Raw genomic sequence first — 18,216 nt, 5'->3', positions numbered from 1 at the left:
TGTTCGGGAGGTCTTTTTTCATGTGGACCGTTATTTATATAGCTCCTACAGCAAAGATTGCAGACAGAATCAAGCAGAAACTGACGGAAGAGGGCTTTCTAGTCCAGGTACGGGCCATTAACATGACGAAGAATCAATTTGAAATTTTAGTCCCGGAAGGTGAACTGGAAGAGGTTCAAGATGTGTTGAATTCTATTTTGCATAGATCGTAAGATCCGTGCGGACCGCATTTGAACATCAACCGCGAGCGAGGTGTAGTCGTGTCATTTATAGATTTATTTCAAAAGAAAAGAAAGTACGCTACGGTGCCCAGTACGGACAGGCCTGTTAACCGTGCGGGAGAAAGCGGAGAAATATTGCCGGAAGACAAGCCGAAGCGGGAAATTCCCGAAGGCTTGATGAACAAATGTCCCAAATGCGCTACGATCCAATTCACCAAAGAATTGGAAAAAAACTTGAAAGTGTGCACTTCATGCGGATATCACTTCAAGCTCAGCGCCGTCGAACGCATTCAGATGGTCATGGATGAAGGCCGATTTTTTGAATATGACGCCGAACTTATTTCCGAAGATCCGCTGGAATTCCCGGATTACGTAGGCAAGTACCGCAAAGCGGTCGACGCTACGGGGATGAACGACGCCGTTATTACCGGCGAAGGAACGATCGGAGGTTTCCCTGTTGTCGTAGCTGTTATGAGCTTCGATTTCATGGGCGGTACGCTCGGTTCGGTCGTAGGCGAGAAAATTACGAACGCTATCGAGCATGCCATGCAGAAAAACGATCCGCTTATCATATTTTCTACTTCGGGCGGGGCCCGTATGCAGGAGAGCATTCTCTCTCTGATGCAAATGGCCAAGTCGAGCGCAGCGATCGCCAAGTTTAACGAGCAGGGCGGCTTGTTCATCTCGGTCATTACGGACCCGACGTTCGGGGGCGTATCGGCGAGCTACGCGATGCTGGGCGATTACATTTTGGCCGAGCCTGGAGCCGCATTCGGATTTACCGGGCGCCGCGTTATCGAGCAGACGATTCGCCAGAAGCTGCCGGACAATTTCCAGACCGCGGAATTTAACTTGAAGCATGGACAGGTGGACATGGTGGTAGTGCGCAAAGATATGAAAAACACGCTGACCCGATTGCTGGATCTGCATGTAGTGAAGGGGGAAGTGGCCAATGGCAAGTGAATTGCCCTTTGAGCAGCCGCTGCTTGAGCTGAAGGACAAGATCGAGGAGCTGCGCAAGTTCGGCGCGGAGAAGCAAATCGATTTCACGGACGAAATCGCCCGTCTGGAGCAGCGGTACGAGCAGCTGGCGGCCGAGCTGTACGGCAATATGTCGACAGCCGAGAAGATGCAGCTGGCCCGTCATCCGCAGCGTCCGACGACGCTCGATTACGTCCAGCTGATTTTTACGGACTTCATGGAGCTGCACGGAGACCGCCATTACGGCGACGATCTGGCAATTGTAGGCGGCTTGGCGCGGCTTGACGGGATTCCCGTCACCGTCGTCGGCCACCAAAAAGGCAAGGATACGAAGGATAACATCGCGCGCCATTTCGGCATGCCCCATCCGGAGGGCTTCCGTAAAGGGCTGCGTTTGATGCAGCAGGCCAACAAGTTCAAGCGGCCGATCATTACGTTTATCGATACGCCCGGCGCTTATCCGGGCGGCGCGGCCGAAGAGAGGGGACAAGGGGAAGCAATCGCCAGAAACTTGATGGAGATGGCTTCCTTCGGTGTGCCGATTCTTTGTGTAGTTATCGGGGAAGGCGGCAGCGGAGGCGCTCTTGCTCTTGGCGTCGGCAACCGCGTTTTCATGCTGGAGAACGCGATCTACTCGGTCAGCAGCCCGGAAGCGGCCTCGTCGATCTTGTATAAAGACGCTTCCCGTTCGGGCGAAGCGGCGGCGGCTATGAAAATTACCGCGGACCATATTCACGCGCTCGGCGTTATCGACGGCGTCATTCCCGAGCCGCGGGGCGGCGCGCATCGCGATATGAACCGCCAGGCCGAGGTCATTAAAGAAACTTTAACGAAGCATTTGCAGGAATTGATGCTTTTATCAGAGAAGGAATTAGTTGAAGACCGCTACCAAAAATTCAGACAAATTGGCAGATTCACTTACATTCAGGAGGGTAACCACAACCATGCGTAAAACGAAAATTGTATGTACGATCGGACCGGTGAGCGAATCGCTGGACATGTTCAAGAAGCTTATTGATGCGGGAATGAACGTGTGCAGATTGAATTTCTCCCACGGCGATTTCGAGGAGCACGGCAACCGGATCCGCAACGTGCGTCAGGCTTGTGCCGAGCTCGGCAAAAACGTGGCGATTCTGCTCGACACCAAAGGTCCGGAAATCCGTACCGGCCGTTTGAAAGACGATCAAAAAGTTGAGCTCGTGCAGGATAACTTCATTACATTGACGACGGAAGAAGTGCTTGGCGACGCCGAGCGCGTATCCGTAACGTATAAAGATTTGCCGAAGGACGTCAAAGTCGGCTCCACAATCCTGATCGATGACGGCTTGATCGGTCTGGAAGTCGTCGATTTGACCAGCAACGAAATTAAATGCCGTATCGTTAACGGCGGTTTGCTCGGCGGTAAAAAAGGCGTGAACGTGCCCGGCGTCAAAATCAACCTGCCGGGGATTACGGAGAAGGATGCGAACGATATTATTTTCGGTATCGAGCAGGGAGTCGATTTCATCGCTGCTTCCTTCGTGCGCAAAGCGAGCGACGTCATCGAAATCCGTGAAATTCTGGAGCGTCACAATGCGACGCATATCCAGATCATCTCCAAAATCGAAAATCAGGAAGGCGTCGAGAACCTCGACGAAATTCTTGAAGTGTCCGACGGCTTGATGGTTGCCCGCGGCGACCTCGGCGTAGAAATTCCGGCCGAAGATGTGCCTATCGTGCAAAAAGCGATGATCAAGAAATGTAATCAAGCCGGCAAACCGGTTATTACCGCTACGATGATGCTCGATTCGATGCAGCGCAACCCGCGTCCGACGCGCGCCGAAGCAAGCGACGTGGCCAATGCGATCTTCGACGGTACGGACGCCGTGATGCTGTCCGGCGAGACGGCTGCAGGAAAATATCCGATCGAATCCGTTCTGACGATGGCCAAAATTTCCGAGCGCGCCGAAGCGGCTCTGGAGCACCGCGAAATTTTCATCCGTCAAAGCAACGCGCAGCAAAAAACGGTAACCGAATCGATCAGCCAAGCGGTAGCGAACTCCGCGCTCGATTTGGACGCCAAAGCGATCCTGACGGCTACCGAGAGCGGCTATACGGCTCGCATGGTATCCAAATACCGTCCGAAAGCTCCGATCATCGCCGTAACTCCTAACGAGCAAGTGCTTCGCCGCTTGTCGCTTGTCTGGGGCGTTATACCGATCAAAGGCGAGCATTGCCAAACGACGGACGAGCTGTTCGAGCTTGCCGTTGACAGCAGCGTTAAGGCGGGTGTGGTCAGCCTGGGCGATACCGTAGTCATCACGGCAGGCGTGCCAGTAGGCCGCTCCGGAACTACGAACCTCATCAAAGTGCATCAAATCGGCGAAATGATCGCCAAAGGCCAAGGCATCGGCACTCAAATCGCCACGGGCAAGGTCGTAGCCGCCCGCTCCGCAGAAGAGGCTAAAGCTAAAGCGGTAGAAGGCTGCATTCTGGTTACGCTGACGACGGACAAGGATTATATGCCCGCCATCGAGAAGGCGGCTGCGATCATTACGGAAACGGGCGGCATTACTTCCCATGCGGCGGTAGTCGGCATTAGCTTGAGCAAACCGGTCATCGTCGGCGTGGATGGCGCTTTGGGGTTGATCAAGGACGGCGAGGAAGTGTCGATCTATCCGGAAGTCGGCGTTATTTACTCCGGACGCGCCCGCGTTTTGTAATTCCGCGAAGCGAGCTGCATGCTTGCCGCTAGTCCGATTTTAACCAAAACAAGTTTTTCCCAGAGTGAAGTCGACGTTCTTACATCGGTTTCACTCTTTTTTTCTCGGCGTTTGGATTCTAAGCCTAAGTCGCAGCAGCGTGCGTTCCTTTGCGACAGGCGGCGGTTTTCTCATTACAAATAGGCTATAATAGCTTGCAGGAGGATGTTCTGATGTCTCCATCACCATGGTTTGAGTTTACGATCAGAGTGCGTTATCAGGAAACGGATCAAATGGGCGTCGTCTATCATGCGAATTATTTGAACTGGTTCGAAATCGGACGCACCGAGCTGATCCGCTCGCTGGGCATGCCTTATCAAACGATTGAAGAGTGCGGGCTGCTGCTGCCTGTCATCGATGCGGAGCTCAAATTCCGCCAGCCGGCGAAGTACGACGATATCGTCACGATCCGCACGCGGGTGGAGGAGTATACGCATCTGCGGATGCGGTTCGCCTCGGAGATTCGGCGCGGGGAAGAGCTGCTGGTTACCGGCGGCACGCGTCATATATGGCTGAACCGGGACTGGAAGCCGACGCGGATCGACAAGGCGGCCCCGGAGCTGTACAAGCTGCTGCAAAAGCTGCCTGAAGCGTAAAAGACGGAATACTCCCGCCTTCTTTACATAAAATTTACAAAGAACCTAATCTCCGATGACAATGTCGAACTACCATGAAGAAAGCAGAATGAAAACGAATAGGCGCGATGGCCGCTTCAAGTTTCATTTTCGAAAACGGGGCACATCTGATGGAGGTTACGTGACGATATGAAAGAGATGACGCCGAGAGAAAGAGAAGCATCATCGAATGATTATTTGAACCGCGATTTAAGCTGGATCGAATTTAACTGGCGCGTGCTGGAAGAAGCGCAAGACCCGGAGACTCCGCTCTTGGAGCGGATGAAATTTCTGGCCATCGTATCGTCCAATCTGGACGAGTTCATGAGCGTCAGAGTGGCCGGCGTGAAGGATCAGATCAAGGCCGGGTACGTGAAAAAGGATTTCACCGGCTATACGCCGGCGGGGCTGTTCAAGCGCGTGATGAAGCGAGCGTCCAAAATGGTATCCGAGCAGTATAAAACGTATCGCGAGCTTACCCGGCAGCTGAGTAAGGAAGGCATTATTTTTACCGATTACGAAGATCTGAATCTGACCCAGCGCAAAGCGATGGATGAATATTATCATGAAATTATTTTTCCCGTGCTGACGCCGATGGCGGTTGACCAGAGCCGGCCGTTCCCGCTCGTACATACCCAGGCGCTGTACCTTGCTGTGGTGTTGATGAAGGAGGACGAGGACCCGGAGGATGAGCCGTATTTCGCCATTGTACAGGTGCCTTCGAACTTATCGCGGTTTATCGAGGTGCCCGTTCGTTCCAACAGCAAGAAGCATGAGTTCGTCCTGCTGGAGGAGCTGATGGAGCAGCATATGCATACGCTGTTCTCCGGCTATACGCCGGTCGCGGTCCATGCCTTCCGCTTGACGCGCAATGCCGATTTGACGCTCAATGAAGAAGGCGCGGAGGATTTGCTGGAGGAGATCGAGAAGGAGCTGCGCCGCCGCCGCTGGGGTTCTCCGGTACGACTGGAGGTACAGAAGGGCATTCATCCCTATGCGCTTGAGCAGCTGCAGTACGAATTTGAAATTAGCGACAATACGATTGAGATTGACGGTCCGATCGATTTGACGTATTTCATGAAGCTGTCGGGCTCGCTCAAAGGATACGACCATCTTCGCTACAAGCCGATCGAGCCGGTGTATCCGGCCGAACTGGACGATACGGACGACATCTTCGAGGTGCTTCGGCAGCAGGACGTGCTTGTCTATCATCCGTACGAATCGTTTGATGCGATCACGGATTTCATCTGCCAGGCGGCGGACGATCCGAAGGTGCTGGCGATCAAGGTGACGCTGTACCGCGTCAGCGGCAATTCTCCGTTAATCGAAGCGCTGGCGAGCGCGGCGGAATCGGGCAAGCAGGTGACGGTCGTCGTCGAGTTGAAGGCGAGATTCGATGAAGAGCGCAATATCGCATGGGCGCGCAAGCTGGAGCAGGCGGGCTGCCATGTCGTCTACGGCCTTGTCGGCCTGAAGACGCACGCCAAGATTACGCTGGTCGTGCGGCAGGAGCAGGACGGATTGCGCCGTTACGTCCATGTCGGCACCGGCAATTATAACGACAACACCGCGAAGCTGTATACGGATGTCGGCTTGTTCACGTCCCATACGATTATCGGCGAGGATGCGTCCGCATTGTTCAATGAGGTGACCGGTTATTCCGCGCCCCATAACTGGAAGGCGTTCGGCGTCGCTCCGACCGATATGAAGGATAAGCTGTTCGAGAAAATTCGCCGCGAAGCGATGCATGCCTCTCTCGGAAAGCCGGCGAGAATCGTAGCCAAGTTCAATTCCTTATCCAATCAGGAAATTATCGACGAGCTGTATGCCGCATCGAGAGCCGGCGTGAAGATCGATCTGATCGTGCGGGGCGTCTGCTGCCTGCGGCCGGGGGTCCCGGGTTTAAGCGAAAATATCCGCATTCTGAGCATTGTGGACCGCTTTCTCGAGCATTCGCGCATTCTGTATTTCGAGAACGAAGGCGAGAGGGAGGTTTATATCTCCAGCGCCGACTGGATGACGCGCAACTTGACCCGCCGTATCGAGCTGATCTGTCCGGTGTTCGACAAGCAGATTCAGGAGTCGCTGATCCGGATTTTGGAGCTGAGCTTAAGCGATAACGTCAAAGCCCGTCAGCTTCAATCGAACGGGATGTACGTGCGCGTCATTAACGAAGAAGTGCCGCTTCGAAGCCAGTTCGAGGCGATGCGGATCAAATCGTGGAAAAAGAAGAAGCCTCATCCTGAAGCGTAAGCTTCAGACCCCATACCTTTTTGAAATCTTTGGCTAAAGAAGAGATCTCTCTGTATTCCGCAGAGGGGTCTTTTTTCGAATGGACGAGCAATTGCAGCTCCGTATTCTCGTTAACCCTCGCTTCGATCATCGCAAGCTCCTGTGTTTCGGAGCAGTCCAGCGCCGCGGCGAGCTGCAGCAGCGTGCCCAGGCGGACGATCAATTCGACGTCGGTTTCCAGCAAGATGTCCTTGTACTGGAGGTAAAGCGGCTGCACCCGATTCTTCGTCTTGTAGGAAGCGGCGGCCGCGCAGAGCAGCAGCTCGCGATGGCTGAGACCGTCAAGGCGGGAATGGGCGATTATGTAAAAGGAATGCTTGGCGAATTGATAGTAATTGACCGATACGCCGATCCGGTACAGCAGCGCGGCGGTATGCAGACATCCGCGGATACGCGAATCATAGCCGTGAATCTCTTGCAGAGCGTCGAACAGCTTGGCGGCATTGGCGGCCACCAGCTCCAAATGGGCTGCGGGCGCGCACGGATGAAGCCCGAGCATGTTGCGGGCGCTGAGCTCGGCCATGCTGCCGGCGGCCGGCCGGTCCGCCAAGTACGCTTCGTGGAACAAGCCGTCTCTGAGCCCTGCGCCGCTGACGATATAATGGCTGGAGCCGGTCAGCTGAAACAGCGTATGCAGAATCGTCAGACCCGGGACGATAATATCGTGGCGGTCCTTGGAGAGGCCGTCGACCTTCTTGCGCTTCTCCGCGGGCAGCGAAGGCAGCCAGTGCATAAGCTCTTCCATCTCCTGGGCGGACATCGGGTAATTATGCGTTTGCGGGAGCGAATATTTGAGCTTCTTCTGATTGATTTTGCCCAAATTGCGGATCGTGCCGCCGAGTCCGATCAGCGGCAGCCCCGGATGCTCGCGAATCCACGGTTCGCCGATGGCCGCTTGCCGCACCATCAGCCGGATTTTGGCGAGCGTGTCCTCGGAGAAATGGCCGTCCGGCGCGTAGTTGCGGGTCGTATTGACGGCGCCGAACGGAAAGGAGACGCTGCTCACCAGCCGCCGGCCGAGAAATAACGAGATCTCGGTGCTGCCTCCGCCGATATCGACGAGCCAGCCGTCTTCGACGTCCAGGGAGTGAATCATCCCGAGAAAGCCGATGCGCGCTTCGTCTTTCCCGGACAACAGGCGCACGTCGATGCCGCTTTGCTCCCGCAGCGCCGTCATAATTTGCCGGCTGTTGGCCGCATTGCGGATCGCGGCGGTAGCCGCGGCGCGAATTTCGGAAACGCCGTTGGCGTCGCAAATCTCGCGGAAATGGCGCAGCATACGAACGATACGGTCGATTTCATCGCCCGGAAGCGTATTATCCGCTCCGATTTTTTGGCTTAGTCTGGCCGATTGCTTAAATTCACCGATCACTCTGTAAGCATGAAGGGAATTGATTTCGTACACGACAAGCCGGATTGAGTTGGAACCGATATCTATGATGCCGATTCTGCGGTTGATTTCCATCGTATCCCCCCATTCATGGTTCAGCGGTTTCAAATATCACTATTTTATCATTGTTTGCGCCGGCCGCAAAATGTTTCGGAATAAATTAACATTCGGTAGCAAATCCTTGTTAGCGAGCATGACTTTTCCCACAATTTACCCGTTAGATTTATAATTCACAGCGTTTTTTTATGATTCATCCTGAGAATACTGGAATCTAGAAATCCTTGATTATCAAGGGTTTGTAGTCCATGTCACGGATAGCGCGTACTGATGCATATAGCAGAAGTTTATTATGCCGATAATGAACTTTTATGTCCCGATTTGTTCACATTGTTCGCCAAATCATTTATAGTAGAATTATAAGAATTCTCTGTGGATGAGCAGACCTGCTTGCATTCGCACACGTTGTCATCAGTTTTGCCCGTCTGTGTGAAAGTCTAGTAAAGCGCCTTGTTTCGTCGGAATTCCTCGTGATTTTTTCTTTGATCCATGATTTATGATATAGTCATTTTATGAATTGAATTGCAAAGGAGAGATTACTTTGACTGCAACCAAAGGTTTGGAAGGTATTGTTGCAACGACGTCCTCGATCAGCTCCATTATTGATGGTGTGCTCACATATCGTGGGATTAACATTGACGATCTTGCCGAAAACGCGACATTTGAAGAAGTAGTATATTTGCTTTGGTACGGCAAACTGCCTAATCGTTCCGAATTGGACCAATTGCTAAAAGATTTGAACGCTTACGCTGCGGTGCCTAGCCAAGTGATCGAGCAAATCAAATTGTATCCTAAAAATACGAATTCGATGGCTGCTCTTCGTTCGGCGGTTTCCTGTCTCGCTCTATACGATGAAGAAGCTAACGATATGTCGTCGGAAGCCAACCTGCGCAAAGCGATTAAACTGCAAGCGCAAATTCCTTCGATCATCGCGGCATTCGCACGTATTCGCGAAGGCAAAGAGCCGATCGCTCCGAAAAGCGACGCTACGTCGATCGCGCAAAACTTCCTGTATATGCTGATCGGCAAAGAGCCGGACAAAGTGGCGATCGAAGCTTTGGATAAAGCTTTGGTGCTCCATGCCGACCACGAACTGAACGCTTCGACGTTCGCGGCGCGCGTTACCGTAGCTACATTGTCCGATATTTACTCCGGCGTAACGAGCGCTATCGGCGCGTTAAAAGGACCTCTTCACGGCGGCGCGAACGAAGCGGTTATGGCCATGCTCGAAGAGATCGGAACTTACGAGAACGTGGAAAGCTATATCAACACCAAGCTTGAAAACAAAGAAAAAATTATGGGCTTCGGACACCGCGTTTACAAAAACGGCGATCCTCGTGCGAAGCATTTGCAAAAAATGTCCCACGAGCTCGGCAAAATTACCGGCAACATGAACTGGTACAACATGTCGATTAAAATTGAAGATCTCGTTACAGGGCAAAAAGGTTTGAAACCTAACGTGGACTTCTATTCGGCTTCGGTGTATACTTCTCTTGAAATTCCTCGCGACCTGTTCACTCCGATCTTCGCGATCAGCCGTACATCCGGATGGACAGCGCACATTCTTGAGCAATACGAAAACAACCGTTTGATTCGTCCTCGCGCCGAATATACCGGTCTTTCGAATCAAAAGTATATCCCGATTGAAAATCGTTAATCGATTATCAATAGAGCTTTAAGCGGCAGCGGGTTGCTGCAGTCAGCTTATCCCGATCCGGTTCAGGGTCGGGACAAGCGCTGTGGCTCCCGTTCAATTTTGTGTCTTATCCACACCATTATAAGGAGGCAAACAAAGATCATGGCTCAATTCGAAAATTACGCAGCACCAACTGAAGGCGAAAAAATTACTATCGTTGACGGCAAGTTGAACGTACCTAACAATCCTATCATCCCTTTTATCGAAGGTGACGGTACGGGTCCCGACATTTGGGCGGCTTCCAAGCGCGTTCTGGACGCAGCGGTAGAAAAAGCATATAAAGGCGAAAAGAAAATCGCATGGTACGAAGTATTTGCTGGCGAAAAAGCGTTCAACAAATTCAACAACTGGCTGCCTGGCGACACATTGACGGCAATCCGCGAATACATCGTAGCGATCAAAGGACCTTTGACGACTCCTGTCGGCGGCGGTATCCGTTCTTTGAACGTTGCGCTTCGCCAAGAGCTTGACTTGTACGTTTGCTCCCGTCCGGTTCGTTACTTCAACGGCGTACCTTCGCCGGTAAAACGTCCTGAGCTTGTCGACATGGTTATTTTCCGTGAAAATACAGAAGATATCTACGCAGGCATCGAGTGGGAATCCGGTTCCGCCGAAGTGAAGAAAGTCATCGAATTCCTGCAAAACGAAATGGGCGTTAAAAAAATCCGCTTCCCTGAAACTTCCGGTATCGGCATCAAGCCTGTTTCCTCCGAAGGCTCCAAGCGTTTGATCCGTTCCGCTATCGAATATGCGATCAAGCATAACCGCAAAACGGTTACCTTGGTACATAAAGGTAACATCATGAAATTTACCGAAGGTGCCTTCAAAAACTGGGGCTATGAATTGGCTGAGCAAGAGTTCGGCGATAAAACCTTCACTTGGGCTCAATATGACAAAATCAAAGCCGAAAAAGGCACGGATGCTGCTAACCAAGCTCAAAAAGAAGCGGAAGCTGCCGGCAAAGTCATCGTTAAAGACGCTATCGCCGACATCGCTTTGCAGCAAGTTCTCACTCGTCCTACCGATTTCGACGTTATCGCTACGTTGAACCTGAACGGCGACTACTTGTCCGACGCTTTGGCTGCGCAAGTAGGCGGCATCGGTATCGCTCCGGGCGCGAACATCAACTATGTAACCGGCCATGCGATCTTCGAAGCGACTCACGGTACGGCTCCTAAATATGCCGGTTTAGACGTGGTAAACCCAGGTTCCGTTATTTTGTCCGGCGTTATGATGCTTGAGCATCTGGGCTGGCTGGAAGCTGCCGAGCTGATCTACAAAGGTATGGAAACGGCTATTAACAACAAAACGGTTACTTACGACTTCGCTCGTTTGATGGATGGCGCTACTGAAGTTAAATGCTCCGAGTTCGCTAACCAAATCATCGCTCACATGGGCTAAGAGCTGCTTTAGGACCCTGGAAATTCCCTTTTTATTAGGAAGATCCAGGGTTTCTTCCTTGGAGGGCGCAGCTGCTCTCCGAGTGTACAAAGGTGCGTTGGAACGGAATATTGCAGCCAACATTTGGATATGCTGAGCATGAACATTACAATTTCGGGAGGGTATTCTCATGGGAATCAAACGTAAAAGGATTACCGTTGTCGGCGCCGGCTTTACCGGTGCTACGACTGCTTTGATGCTTGCTCAAAAGGAATTGGGCGACGTCGTACTGCTCGATATCCCGCAACTGGAAAACCCTACTAAGGGTAAAGCTCTCGACATGATGGAAGCTTCTCCGGTTCAAGGCTTTGACAGCAATATCGTAGGCACTTCCAGCTACGAAGATGCGGCTAATTCCGATATCGTGATCATCACAGCAGGCATCGCCCGCAAGCCGGGCATGAGCCGCGACGACCTCGTGAACACGAACGCAGGAATCGTAAAATCCGTTTGTGAGAACGTGAAAAAGACATCTCCTGAATCGATCGTGATCATCCTGAGCAATCCGGTTGACGCGATGACTTATGTCGCTTACCAAACGCTCGGCTTCCCGAAAAACCGCGTTATCGGCCAATCCGGCGTACTCGATACCGCTCGATATTGCACATTCATCGCTCAAGAGCTGAATGTTTCCGTTGAAGACGTTCGCGGCTTCGTGCTTGGCGGTCATGGCGACGACATGGTTCCTCTCGTTCGCTATTCCAACGTAGGAGGCATTCCTATCGAGAAGCTGATTTCTGCCGACCGTATCGAAGCGATCGTTCAGCGCACGCGCACCGGCGGCGGCGAAATCGTCAATCTGCTGGGCAACGGCAGCGCATACTATGCTCCTGCGGCTTCTTTGGTTCAAATGACCGAAGCGATTATTAAGGATAAAAAACGAATCATTCCTTCCATCGCTTTGCTCGAAGGAGAGTACGGCTACGACAACCTGTTTATGGGCGTGCCTACTTTGCTTGGCGGCGAAGGCATCGAGAAAATATTCGAGCTGGAGCTGCTTGCCGAAGAGATGGCGGCTTTGGACAAATCCGCTCAATCCGTACGCAACGTCATTAAAGTCGTTACCGGCTAATAGCCGGATAGCGCATCCATAATGCAATTTCAGCCAGCTCGGAGACGGTTTCCGGGCTGTTTTTTTTGCATAAAAACGAAATAGGGACTGCATTGCATTCCCTGGATAATGATGTTAAAATCAAAAATGACTGATGAGTCAGTCATTTCTAAAAAACGATAAATGGATTACATAGGGGGAGCTGCGCAATGGGAGAGGATAAAAAAAATAATATTGTCGAAGCGGCGTTAAAGCTGTTCGAGGAGCAAGGGTATCATCAGACGAAGGTTTCCGATATCGTTCGGGAAGCCGGCGTCGCGCAAGGGACGTTTTACTTGTATTTTCAGAGCAAAGAGGATTTATTCCGCAGCATCGCCGAAGCTTGCCTGGAGGAAATCTCGGAGGCGCTGAAGCACGGTCCGCACGCGCCCTGCCAAAATAACGAAGTGTATTATTGGATGATCCAGCGGTCGCTGACGGTTTATTATCATAACAGAGCGATACTGAGCATCATGTACCGGAACGGGATTGCTTCACAAGAGATCAGAGATATATCGCAGGCTTTCTACCATGAAATGATGCTGATCATTAAGGAGCATTTGAAGGAGTGGGGAGGATGCCCCGATTATTCCGAGGAGCAGCTGGAAATCGCGGCTTATTCGAAAATCGGAATGGTCGAGATGGTAGCCTACCAATGGTTCGTCGTCCAAGGACACGGCCCCGAATATATCGATTCTATCGCCCAAGTGATCGTAGATATGGATAGCATGGAAGTGAGCGAAGAATGATCGCCAAGCTCATTCGTTACCGTAAGGTCACGCTGCTGTTTTTCCTGATGGCGGTTCTGATGGGGATCGTCAATATTTTTACGCTGAAGCAGCGGGAAAATCCCGAAATCGATCTGACCGTCGCATTGGTGAAGACAGTTTATCCCGGCGCGTCCCCGGAGAAGGTAGAGCAGTTCGTCACGCGTCCGCTGGAAGAGAAGATTAAGGAAATGAGCGATATATCGGTTCTCAGCTCGACTTCCATGGCCAATGTATCCGTGATCAATGTCGAGGTGAAGGCGGATACGGATATTAAGCGCGCTTGGGATACGCTGAAGCAGAAGGTGCAGTCGGCCGAGAGCGAGCTGCCGGATGAGGCTGAGAAGCCTGAGGTCAACGACGATTTGAGTAAAATCGCCGAGCAAATTTTGCATTTTACCGTTGAATCGCCCGATCAGCTGGAGCCGCTGCGGCCGACGATGGAAATATGGAAGAAGCAGCTGTCTACGGTGAGCGGAGTAAGCAACGTCGAGATCGTCGGCTTGCCGGATCAAGAGGTCGCGGTGGTGCTGGATACGGCCAAGATGGATACGTTCCTTCTGCCGTGGGGCGTTGTCGCCCAAGCGCTGATGAACGGTCATGACCGCGTTCCGCTCGGAACGGTCGATAAGGATAGCAAGCAGTATTACGTCAACCTGAGCGGGGAATGGAAATCGGCGGAGGATATTGCCAATACCGAGCTGCTCGGACTGCCGGGAGGCCGTTCTCTCAAGGTGAAGGATGTCGCTGACGTTAAGCTGCGTCCGAAGAAGACGGAGGTCAGCGTGCTGCATAACGGCAAGCCGACGCTCGATCTGGTGATCAATGCGGAGAAGGGGGCGGATATTCCGGATCTGCAGAAGCGGATCGACAAGAAGGTGACGGAGCTGAAGCCGCAGCTGCCGGATCATGTGCAGATGTCTTCGCTGTTCACGCAGAAGGAAAGTCTGGAACATTTGTTCAAGGAGCTCGGACGAGAACTCTTGATCGGGATTGCGGTCGTTATCGTCGTCTGCTCGATGGGGCTCACGTTCGGCACGTCGCTGATCGTGGCGCTGGCGATTCCGATTTCGATTACGGTCGGCTTCATTCCGGTGGAAGCGATGGGAATCGACCTCAATCAGATCACGATTGTGGCGATCGTAATCGTGCTCGGCATTCTCGTCGACGACGCGATCGTCGTCAACGACAATATCCAGCGGCGGCTGCAGCTCGGGGACGATCCGGCCAAGGCGTCGCTGGAAGGAAGCCGCGATGTGGCGATCTCGATTCTTACCGCTACGATCGCGACGGCGGCCGCGTTCCTCCCCCTGTTCTTCCTGAAGGGGAACATCGGCAGCTTCATCCGGCCGCTTCCGGTCGTCATTTCGCTGACGCTGGCCGCCTCCATGGCGATGTCGCTGACGATTATACCGATCTTCCGCCAATGGGTGGGAGAGCGGATCATGAACAAAGGCGGCCGCTTGGGCAAAGCGAGCTCGACACCCGGCTTGCTCGGCAAGCCGATTCAGCGGCTAAGCGCTCTGTACGGCAAGCAGATCCACCGGTTTCTGCGGCGGCCGCTGCTGACCGGCATCGTCGCGCTGTTCATCGGCACGAGCAGCTTCGGTCTGCTGCCTCTGCTCGGCGTTCAATACTTCCCGCCGGCGGAAAAAGACGAGATGCTGATCGATTTCAAGCTGCCGACCGGCCGCGTCTTCGCGGAGACCGAATATACGGTTGCCAAGGCGGCTGAATTCATGCAGCAGCAGAAGGGCGTCGTCTTCGTCTCCGCATACTCCGGCCGTTCTACGCCGAGATTTTATTATTCCGAATCGGATTCCTCCGGCACCGAGATCGGACAGCTGTTCGTGAAGATCGACCCGAAGGTGATCCGCACGAAAGAGGTGGTCTCGCAGTGGCGGGAGCAGCTTAAGGCGATTATGCCCGACGATGTCGAAATTACGCCGCGCGAGCTTGAGCAGGGGCCGCCGGTGGGCGCGCCTATAGCGGTGCGAATCAGCGGCGACGATCTGGCGCAGCTGCGGCAAATGGCCGAGGATGTGAAATCCATGCTGAGAGAAATTCCCGGCACGGTCAGCGTATCGGATGACGTTGGGATCGATATGAATACGATCGAGATTAACGCCGATCCGGATAAACAGCGCTTGTTCGGCGTCAGCGATAAGGATTTGTCCCAAACACTGCGGATTGCAACCGAAGGGCTTAAGATTACGACGATGCAGCAGGGCAAGGATTTGCTCGACGTATCGCTATACGCCAAGGAAAGAACGGCCAATCCGGTCGATACAATGGGGGAAATGTACGTGCCGTCGCAAAGCGGCGGTACCGTGACCGTCCGCGAGCTTGGAGACATTCATGAGAGCAGCATGATGAAGCAAATTCATCACCGCAACCAGACCCGGACGATTATTGTCCGCAGTTATACGGAGGGCCGTCTTCCCGATGCGGTGCTGCAGGATTTGAAGCAGGAGATGGGCCAATATAAGCTGCAGCCGGGCTATACGGTCGAATACGGCGGCGAGAATGAGGAAAGAAACGACGCGTTCGCTTCGATCGGGAAGCTGTCGATCATCGTCGTGCTGTTGATCTATATTATTATGGTCATGCAATTTTCGTCGTTATCGATCCCCGTTCTTATATTGTCCACGGTTTATCTGGCGGCCGGAGGCGCCGTCATCGGCCTGTTCTTAACGAACTCGCCGATCGGATTTATGGCCTTGATGGGGCTTGTCAGTCTGGCAGGCATCGTCGTGCGCAACGGCATCATCCTGATCGAGTTTATCGAGCAGGCGAGAGAGCATGGCTTGCCGCTGCATGAAGCCGTAGCTGAAGCCGGCAAAGCGCGGCTGAGGCCGATTCTGCTGACGATGGCGACGGCGATAGGCGGGCTGCTGCCGATGACGATTATGGGCGGCAACCTGTGGCGTCCGATGGGGATTACGATCATCTCGGGCTTAATTTATTCGACGCTGCTGACGTTGATCGTGGTGCCTTCGCTGTTCGTCATTTTGCAAGGCTGGCGCGACCGCAGAGCGGCCAAACAAGGCAAAGCGGCGCATTCGCAGGACGCGGGGAACGTTTCTTTGTAACTGATTTTATCAATCATATTTGTAAAAATATCTTTACTCTAGTTTGGTTGCTTGGTATTATTTTCCTGAACATGAAAATGCGATGATGAGAAAAGTAAGTAAAGCGTTCTTTCACAGAGAGCTCCGTTAGCTGAAAAGGAGTAAAGAATTCTTTATTGAAGAAAGCCTCTGAGCCGTACATCGGAACCTGAGAGGGGATGGTGTAACGGGAGCTCCCGTTATAGAGCTAGAGTATAAGTATCTTTTGTACAGGGATGCCGTACTCGAAGAGGCTGATATGGCGACATATCGGCGAATCCGGGTGGTACCGCGAGTGAACGAATCTCGCCCCTGAGACTATGGTCTTGGGGGTGAGTTTTTTTATTTGTATCATCGCGTTACGGATAGCAGCATTAAATTAAATACGAGGAGTGAACAAAATGACCAGGTTAAGAGCGGCAGTCGTTGGAGCTACCGGAATGGCCGGACAGCAATTCGTGCAAGCACTATCCAATCATCCTGACTTTGAAGTCGTCATTATGGTTACCTCAAGAACTTTGAAAAATTACAATGAAGCCTTACTGGAATCCGACGGATCATCCAGATGGATACAGAACACGCCGGTTCCTGCGGATATGTTGGAAGTTCCGGTTATATCCTCGAAGGAGTTCCGCCCAGAAACTGTCGATGTGATTTTCACGGCGATTGAATCCGATCTTGCTAAAGAGCTGGAGCCATGGTTTGCCCAAACGACCCCAACGTTTTCGACGGCATCCGCATTTCGTTATTTCGACGATACTCCGCTTCTCATTACCGGAGTCAATGACGATCATGCGGAATTAATTCGCAAACAGCAGCGGGAACGCGGCTGGAAAGGCTTTGTTCTGCCTGTTCCCAATTGTACGGTCACCGGACTTGCGATAACTTTAAAACCATTATACGATCGTTTTGGAATACAAAACGTTCTAATGGTTTCCATGCAATCGCTAAGCGGCGCCGGAAGAAGTCCCGGGGTGCGATCTTTAGATATTTTGGATAATATAATCCCGTACATCCCCAATGAAGAGGGGAAGGTGAGAAAAGAGCTTTTAAAAATACTTGGAGAATATTCAAGCGAGGGCATTGCTCCGGCTGAGATCCATATCAATTGTATATGTACGAGAGCGAATGTGCTGGACGGACACACAGAATCGGTGTTTGTCGGATTGAAAAAACAAGCCGGTTTATCTGAAATTAAAGAAGCAATCAACGGTTACAATCCGTTCCAAAACGGTAATTTGCATTCTGCCCCCGACCGTATGATTCATCTCTTTGACGACCCGTTTCGTCCTCAACCCCGCTTGGATCGCGAGCTTGGCGGTGGGATGACGACCAGTATGGGAAGACTTGAAGAGGAGTCCGTACTCGGCGGCGTGAAATATGTTCTAGTCTCCCACAATACGAAAATGGGTGCAGGAAAAGGAGCGGTTCTGCTTGCTGAGTCGATGCTGGCGCGCGGATTACTACATGGGTAGCGTTCAACCAGCCATACCGTGAATTGCACAGCCGCCATAAAATACGAATTGTAAACCTCAAGATTCCCGCGACAGGTGATTTCAGCCTGTTGCCGGGAGTCTTTTTTCATGCCGGGACGGCAAAGGACACATGGGGGCCGCTGACGCATTCTGATGATTATTGCGGCCGGGCTTATGATTATTGCTCTGTCGCGGCAAAGTCCCTTCCTAATGATTATCCCCTGATTATAGACGAGCCTTCGCTCTGCCGTTTATCGTGTTTATGGTAAAGAGACGCAAAAGGGCGGAGTCGGAGACGAATCGATTGCGAAGAGAACCCGGCGCCGGCCATGCCCGTTTCAG

The 18,216-nt window shown here is 52.4% G+C and carries 13 protein-coding genes and 1 other annotated feature; of the genes, 12 read left to right on the top strand and 1 reads right to left on the bottom strand.

Translation table 11 applies throughout. The features are described 5' to 3' along the window. Positions 1-20 precede the first annotated feature (20 nt). From SK3146_RS11455 to SK3146_RS11430, 6 genes are all read left to right on the top strand, one after another. A complete protein-coding gene (locus SK3146_RS11455) occupies positions 21-212 on the top strand; it encodes a hypothetical protein (protein ID WP_028548091.1) in 192 nt (63 codons plus the stop codon). 48 nt (positions 213-260) lie between these two features. Next, a complete protein-coding gene (accD, locus tag SK3146_RS11450) occupies positions 261-1,184 on the top strand; it encodes an acetyl-CoA carboxylase, carboxyltransferase subunit beta (protein ID WP_249865200.1) in 924 nt (307 codons plus the stop codon). Then, positions 1,174-2,154: an acetyl-CoA carboxylase carboxyl transferase subunit alpha gene (gene accA / locus SK3146_RS11445; protein WP_249865199.1), complete on the top strand. Its 981-nt coding sequence runs from the start codon at positions 1,174-1,176 to the stop codon at positions 2,152-2,154. The genes accD and accA overlap by 11 nt, the downstream gene beginning before the upstream one ends. After that, on the top strand, positions 2,147-3,904 hold the full coding sequence (pyk, locus tag SK3146_RS11440) for a pyruvate kinase (protein ID WP_249865198.1): 1,758 nt from the start codon (positions 2,147-2,149) through the stop codon (positions 3,902-3,904). Before accA ends, pyk begins: the two co-directional genes overlap by 8 nt. A 212-nt stretch (positions 3,905-4,116) precedes the next feature. Beyond that, positions 4,117-4,539, top strand: coding sequence for an acyl-CoA thioesterase (locus tag SK3146_RS11435; RefSeq protein WP_249865197.1), 423 nt, complete (start codon positions 4,117-4,119; stop codon positions 4,537-4,539). A gap of 168 nt (positions 4,540-4,707) precedes the next feature. Continuing rightward, the gene (locus SK3146_RS11430; protein ID WP_249865196.1) at positions 4,708-6,810 is read left to right on the top strand and encodes an RNA degradosome polyphosphate kinase; all 2,103 of its coding nucleotides are present in this window, start codon (positions 4,708-4,710) and stop codon (positions 6,808-6,810) included. Here the strand turns inward: SK3146_RS11430 and SK3146_RS11425 are convergent. After that, a complete protein-coding gene (locus tag SK3146_RS11425; RefSeq protein ID WP_249865195.1) occupies positions 6,770-8,347 on the bottom strand; it encodes a Ppx/GppA family phosphatase in 1,578 nt (525 codons plus the stop codon). The two genes, SK3146_RS11430 and SK3146_RS11425, sit on opposite strands and share 41 nt — an antisense overlap. Positions 8,348-8,837: 490 nt before the next feature. Here SK3146_RS11425 and citZ point away from each other — a divergent pair, with 490 nt between their 5' ends. The 6 genes from citZ to asd all read left to right on the top strand — a co-directional run bounded on the left by citZ (position 8,838) and on the right by asd (position 17,874). Beyond that, positions 8,838-9,953 (top strand): citrate synthase, encoded by a 1,116-nt coding sequence (citZ, locus tag SK3146_RS11420; RefSeq protein WP_249865194.1) that lies wholly within the window; start codon positions 8,838-8,840, stop codon positions 9,951-9,953. Positions 9,954-10,094: 141 nt separating this feature from the next. Further along, positions 10,095-11,393, top strand: coding sequence for an NADP-dependent isocitrate dehydrogenase (icd, locus tag SK3146_RS11415; protein WP_249866268.1), 1,299 nt, complete (start codon positions 10,095-10,097; stop codon positions 11,391-11,393). A gap of 169 nt (positions 11,394-11,562) precedes the next feature. Beyond that, complete coding sequence (mdh, locus tag SK3146_RS11410) at positions 11,563-12,504, top strand: malate dehydrogenase (protein WP_249865193.1); 942 nt, start codon at positions 11,563-11,565, stop codon at positions 12,502-12,504. A gap of 188 nt (positions 12,505-12,692) precedes the next feature. After that, a complete protein-coding gene (locus SK3146_RS11405; protein WP_249865192.1) occupies positions 12,693-13,271 on the top strand; it encodes a TetR/AcrR family transcriptional regulator in 579 nt (192 codons plus the stop codon). Then, positions 13,268-16,381 carry an efflux RND transporter permease subunit gene (locus SK3146_RS11400; RefSeq protein WP_249865191.1) on the top strand — a complete coding sequence of 1,038 codons (3,114 nt, stop codon included), beginning with the start codon at positions 13,268-13,270 and terminating at the stop codon, positions 16,379-16,381. Before SK3146_RS11405 ends, SK3146_RS11400 begins: the two co-directional genes overlap by 4 nt. 73 nt (positions 16,382-16,454) lie before the next feature. Beyond that, positions 16,455-16,716 (top strand) — a binding site (T-box leader). 123 nt (positions 16,717-16,839) lie between these two features. Beyond that, a complete protein-coding gene (gene asd / locus SK3146_RS11395; RefSeq protein ID WP_249865190.1) occupies positions 16,840-17,874 on the top strand; it encodes an aspartate-semialdehyde dehydrogenase in 1,035 nt (344 codons plus the stop codon). The last annotated feature ends 342 nt before the right edge of the window (positions 17,875-18,216 follow it).

Origin of the sequence: Paenibacillus konkukensis (assembly GCF_023523925.1) — a bacterium.
Lineage (GTDB): Bacteria > Bacillota > Bacilli > Paenibacillales > NBRC-103111 > Paenibacillus_S > Paenibacillus_S doosanensis.
Note: the sequence above shows the minus strand (reverse complement) of the source record. Positions and strands in the feature narration are given on the sequence as shown.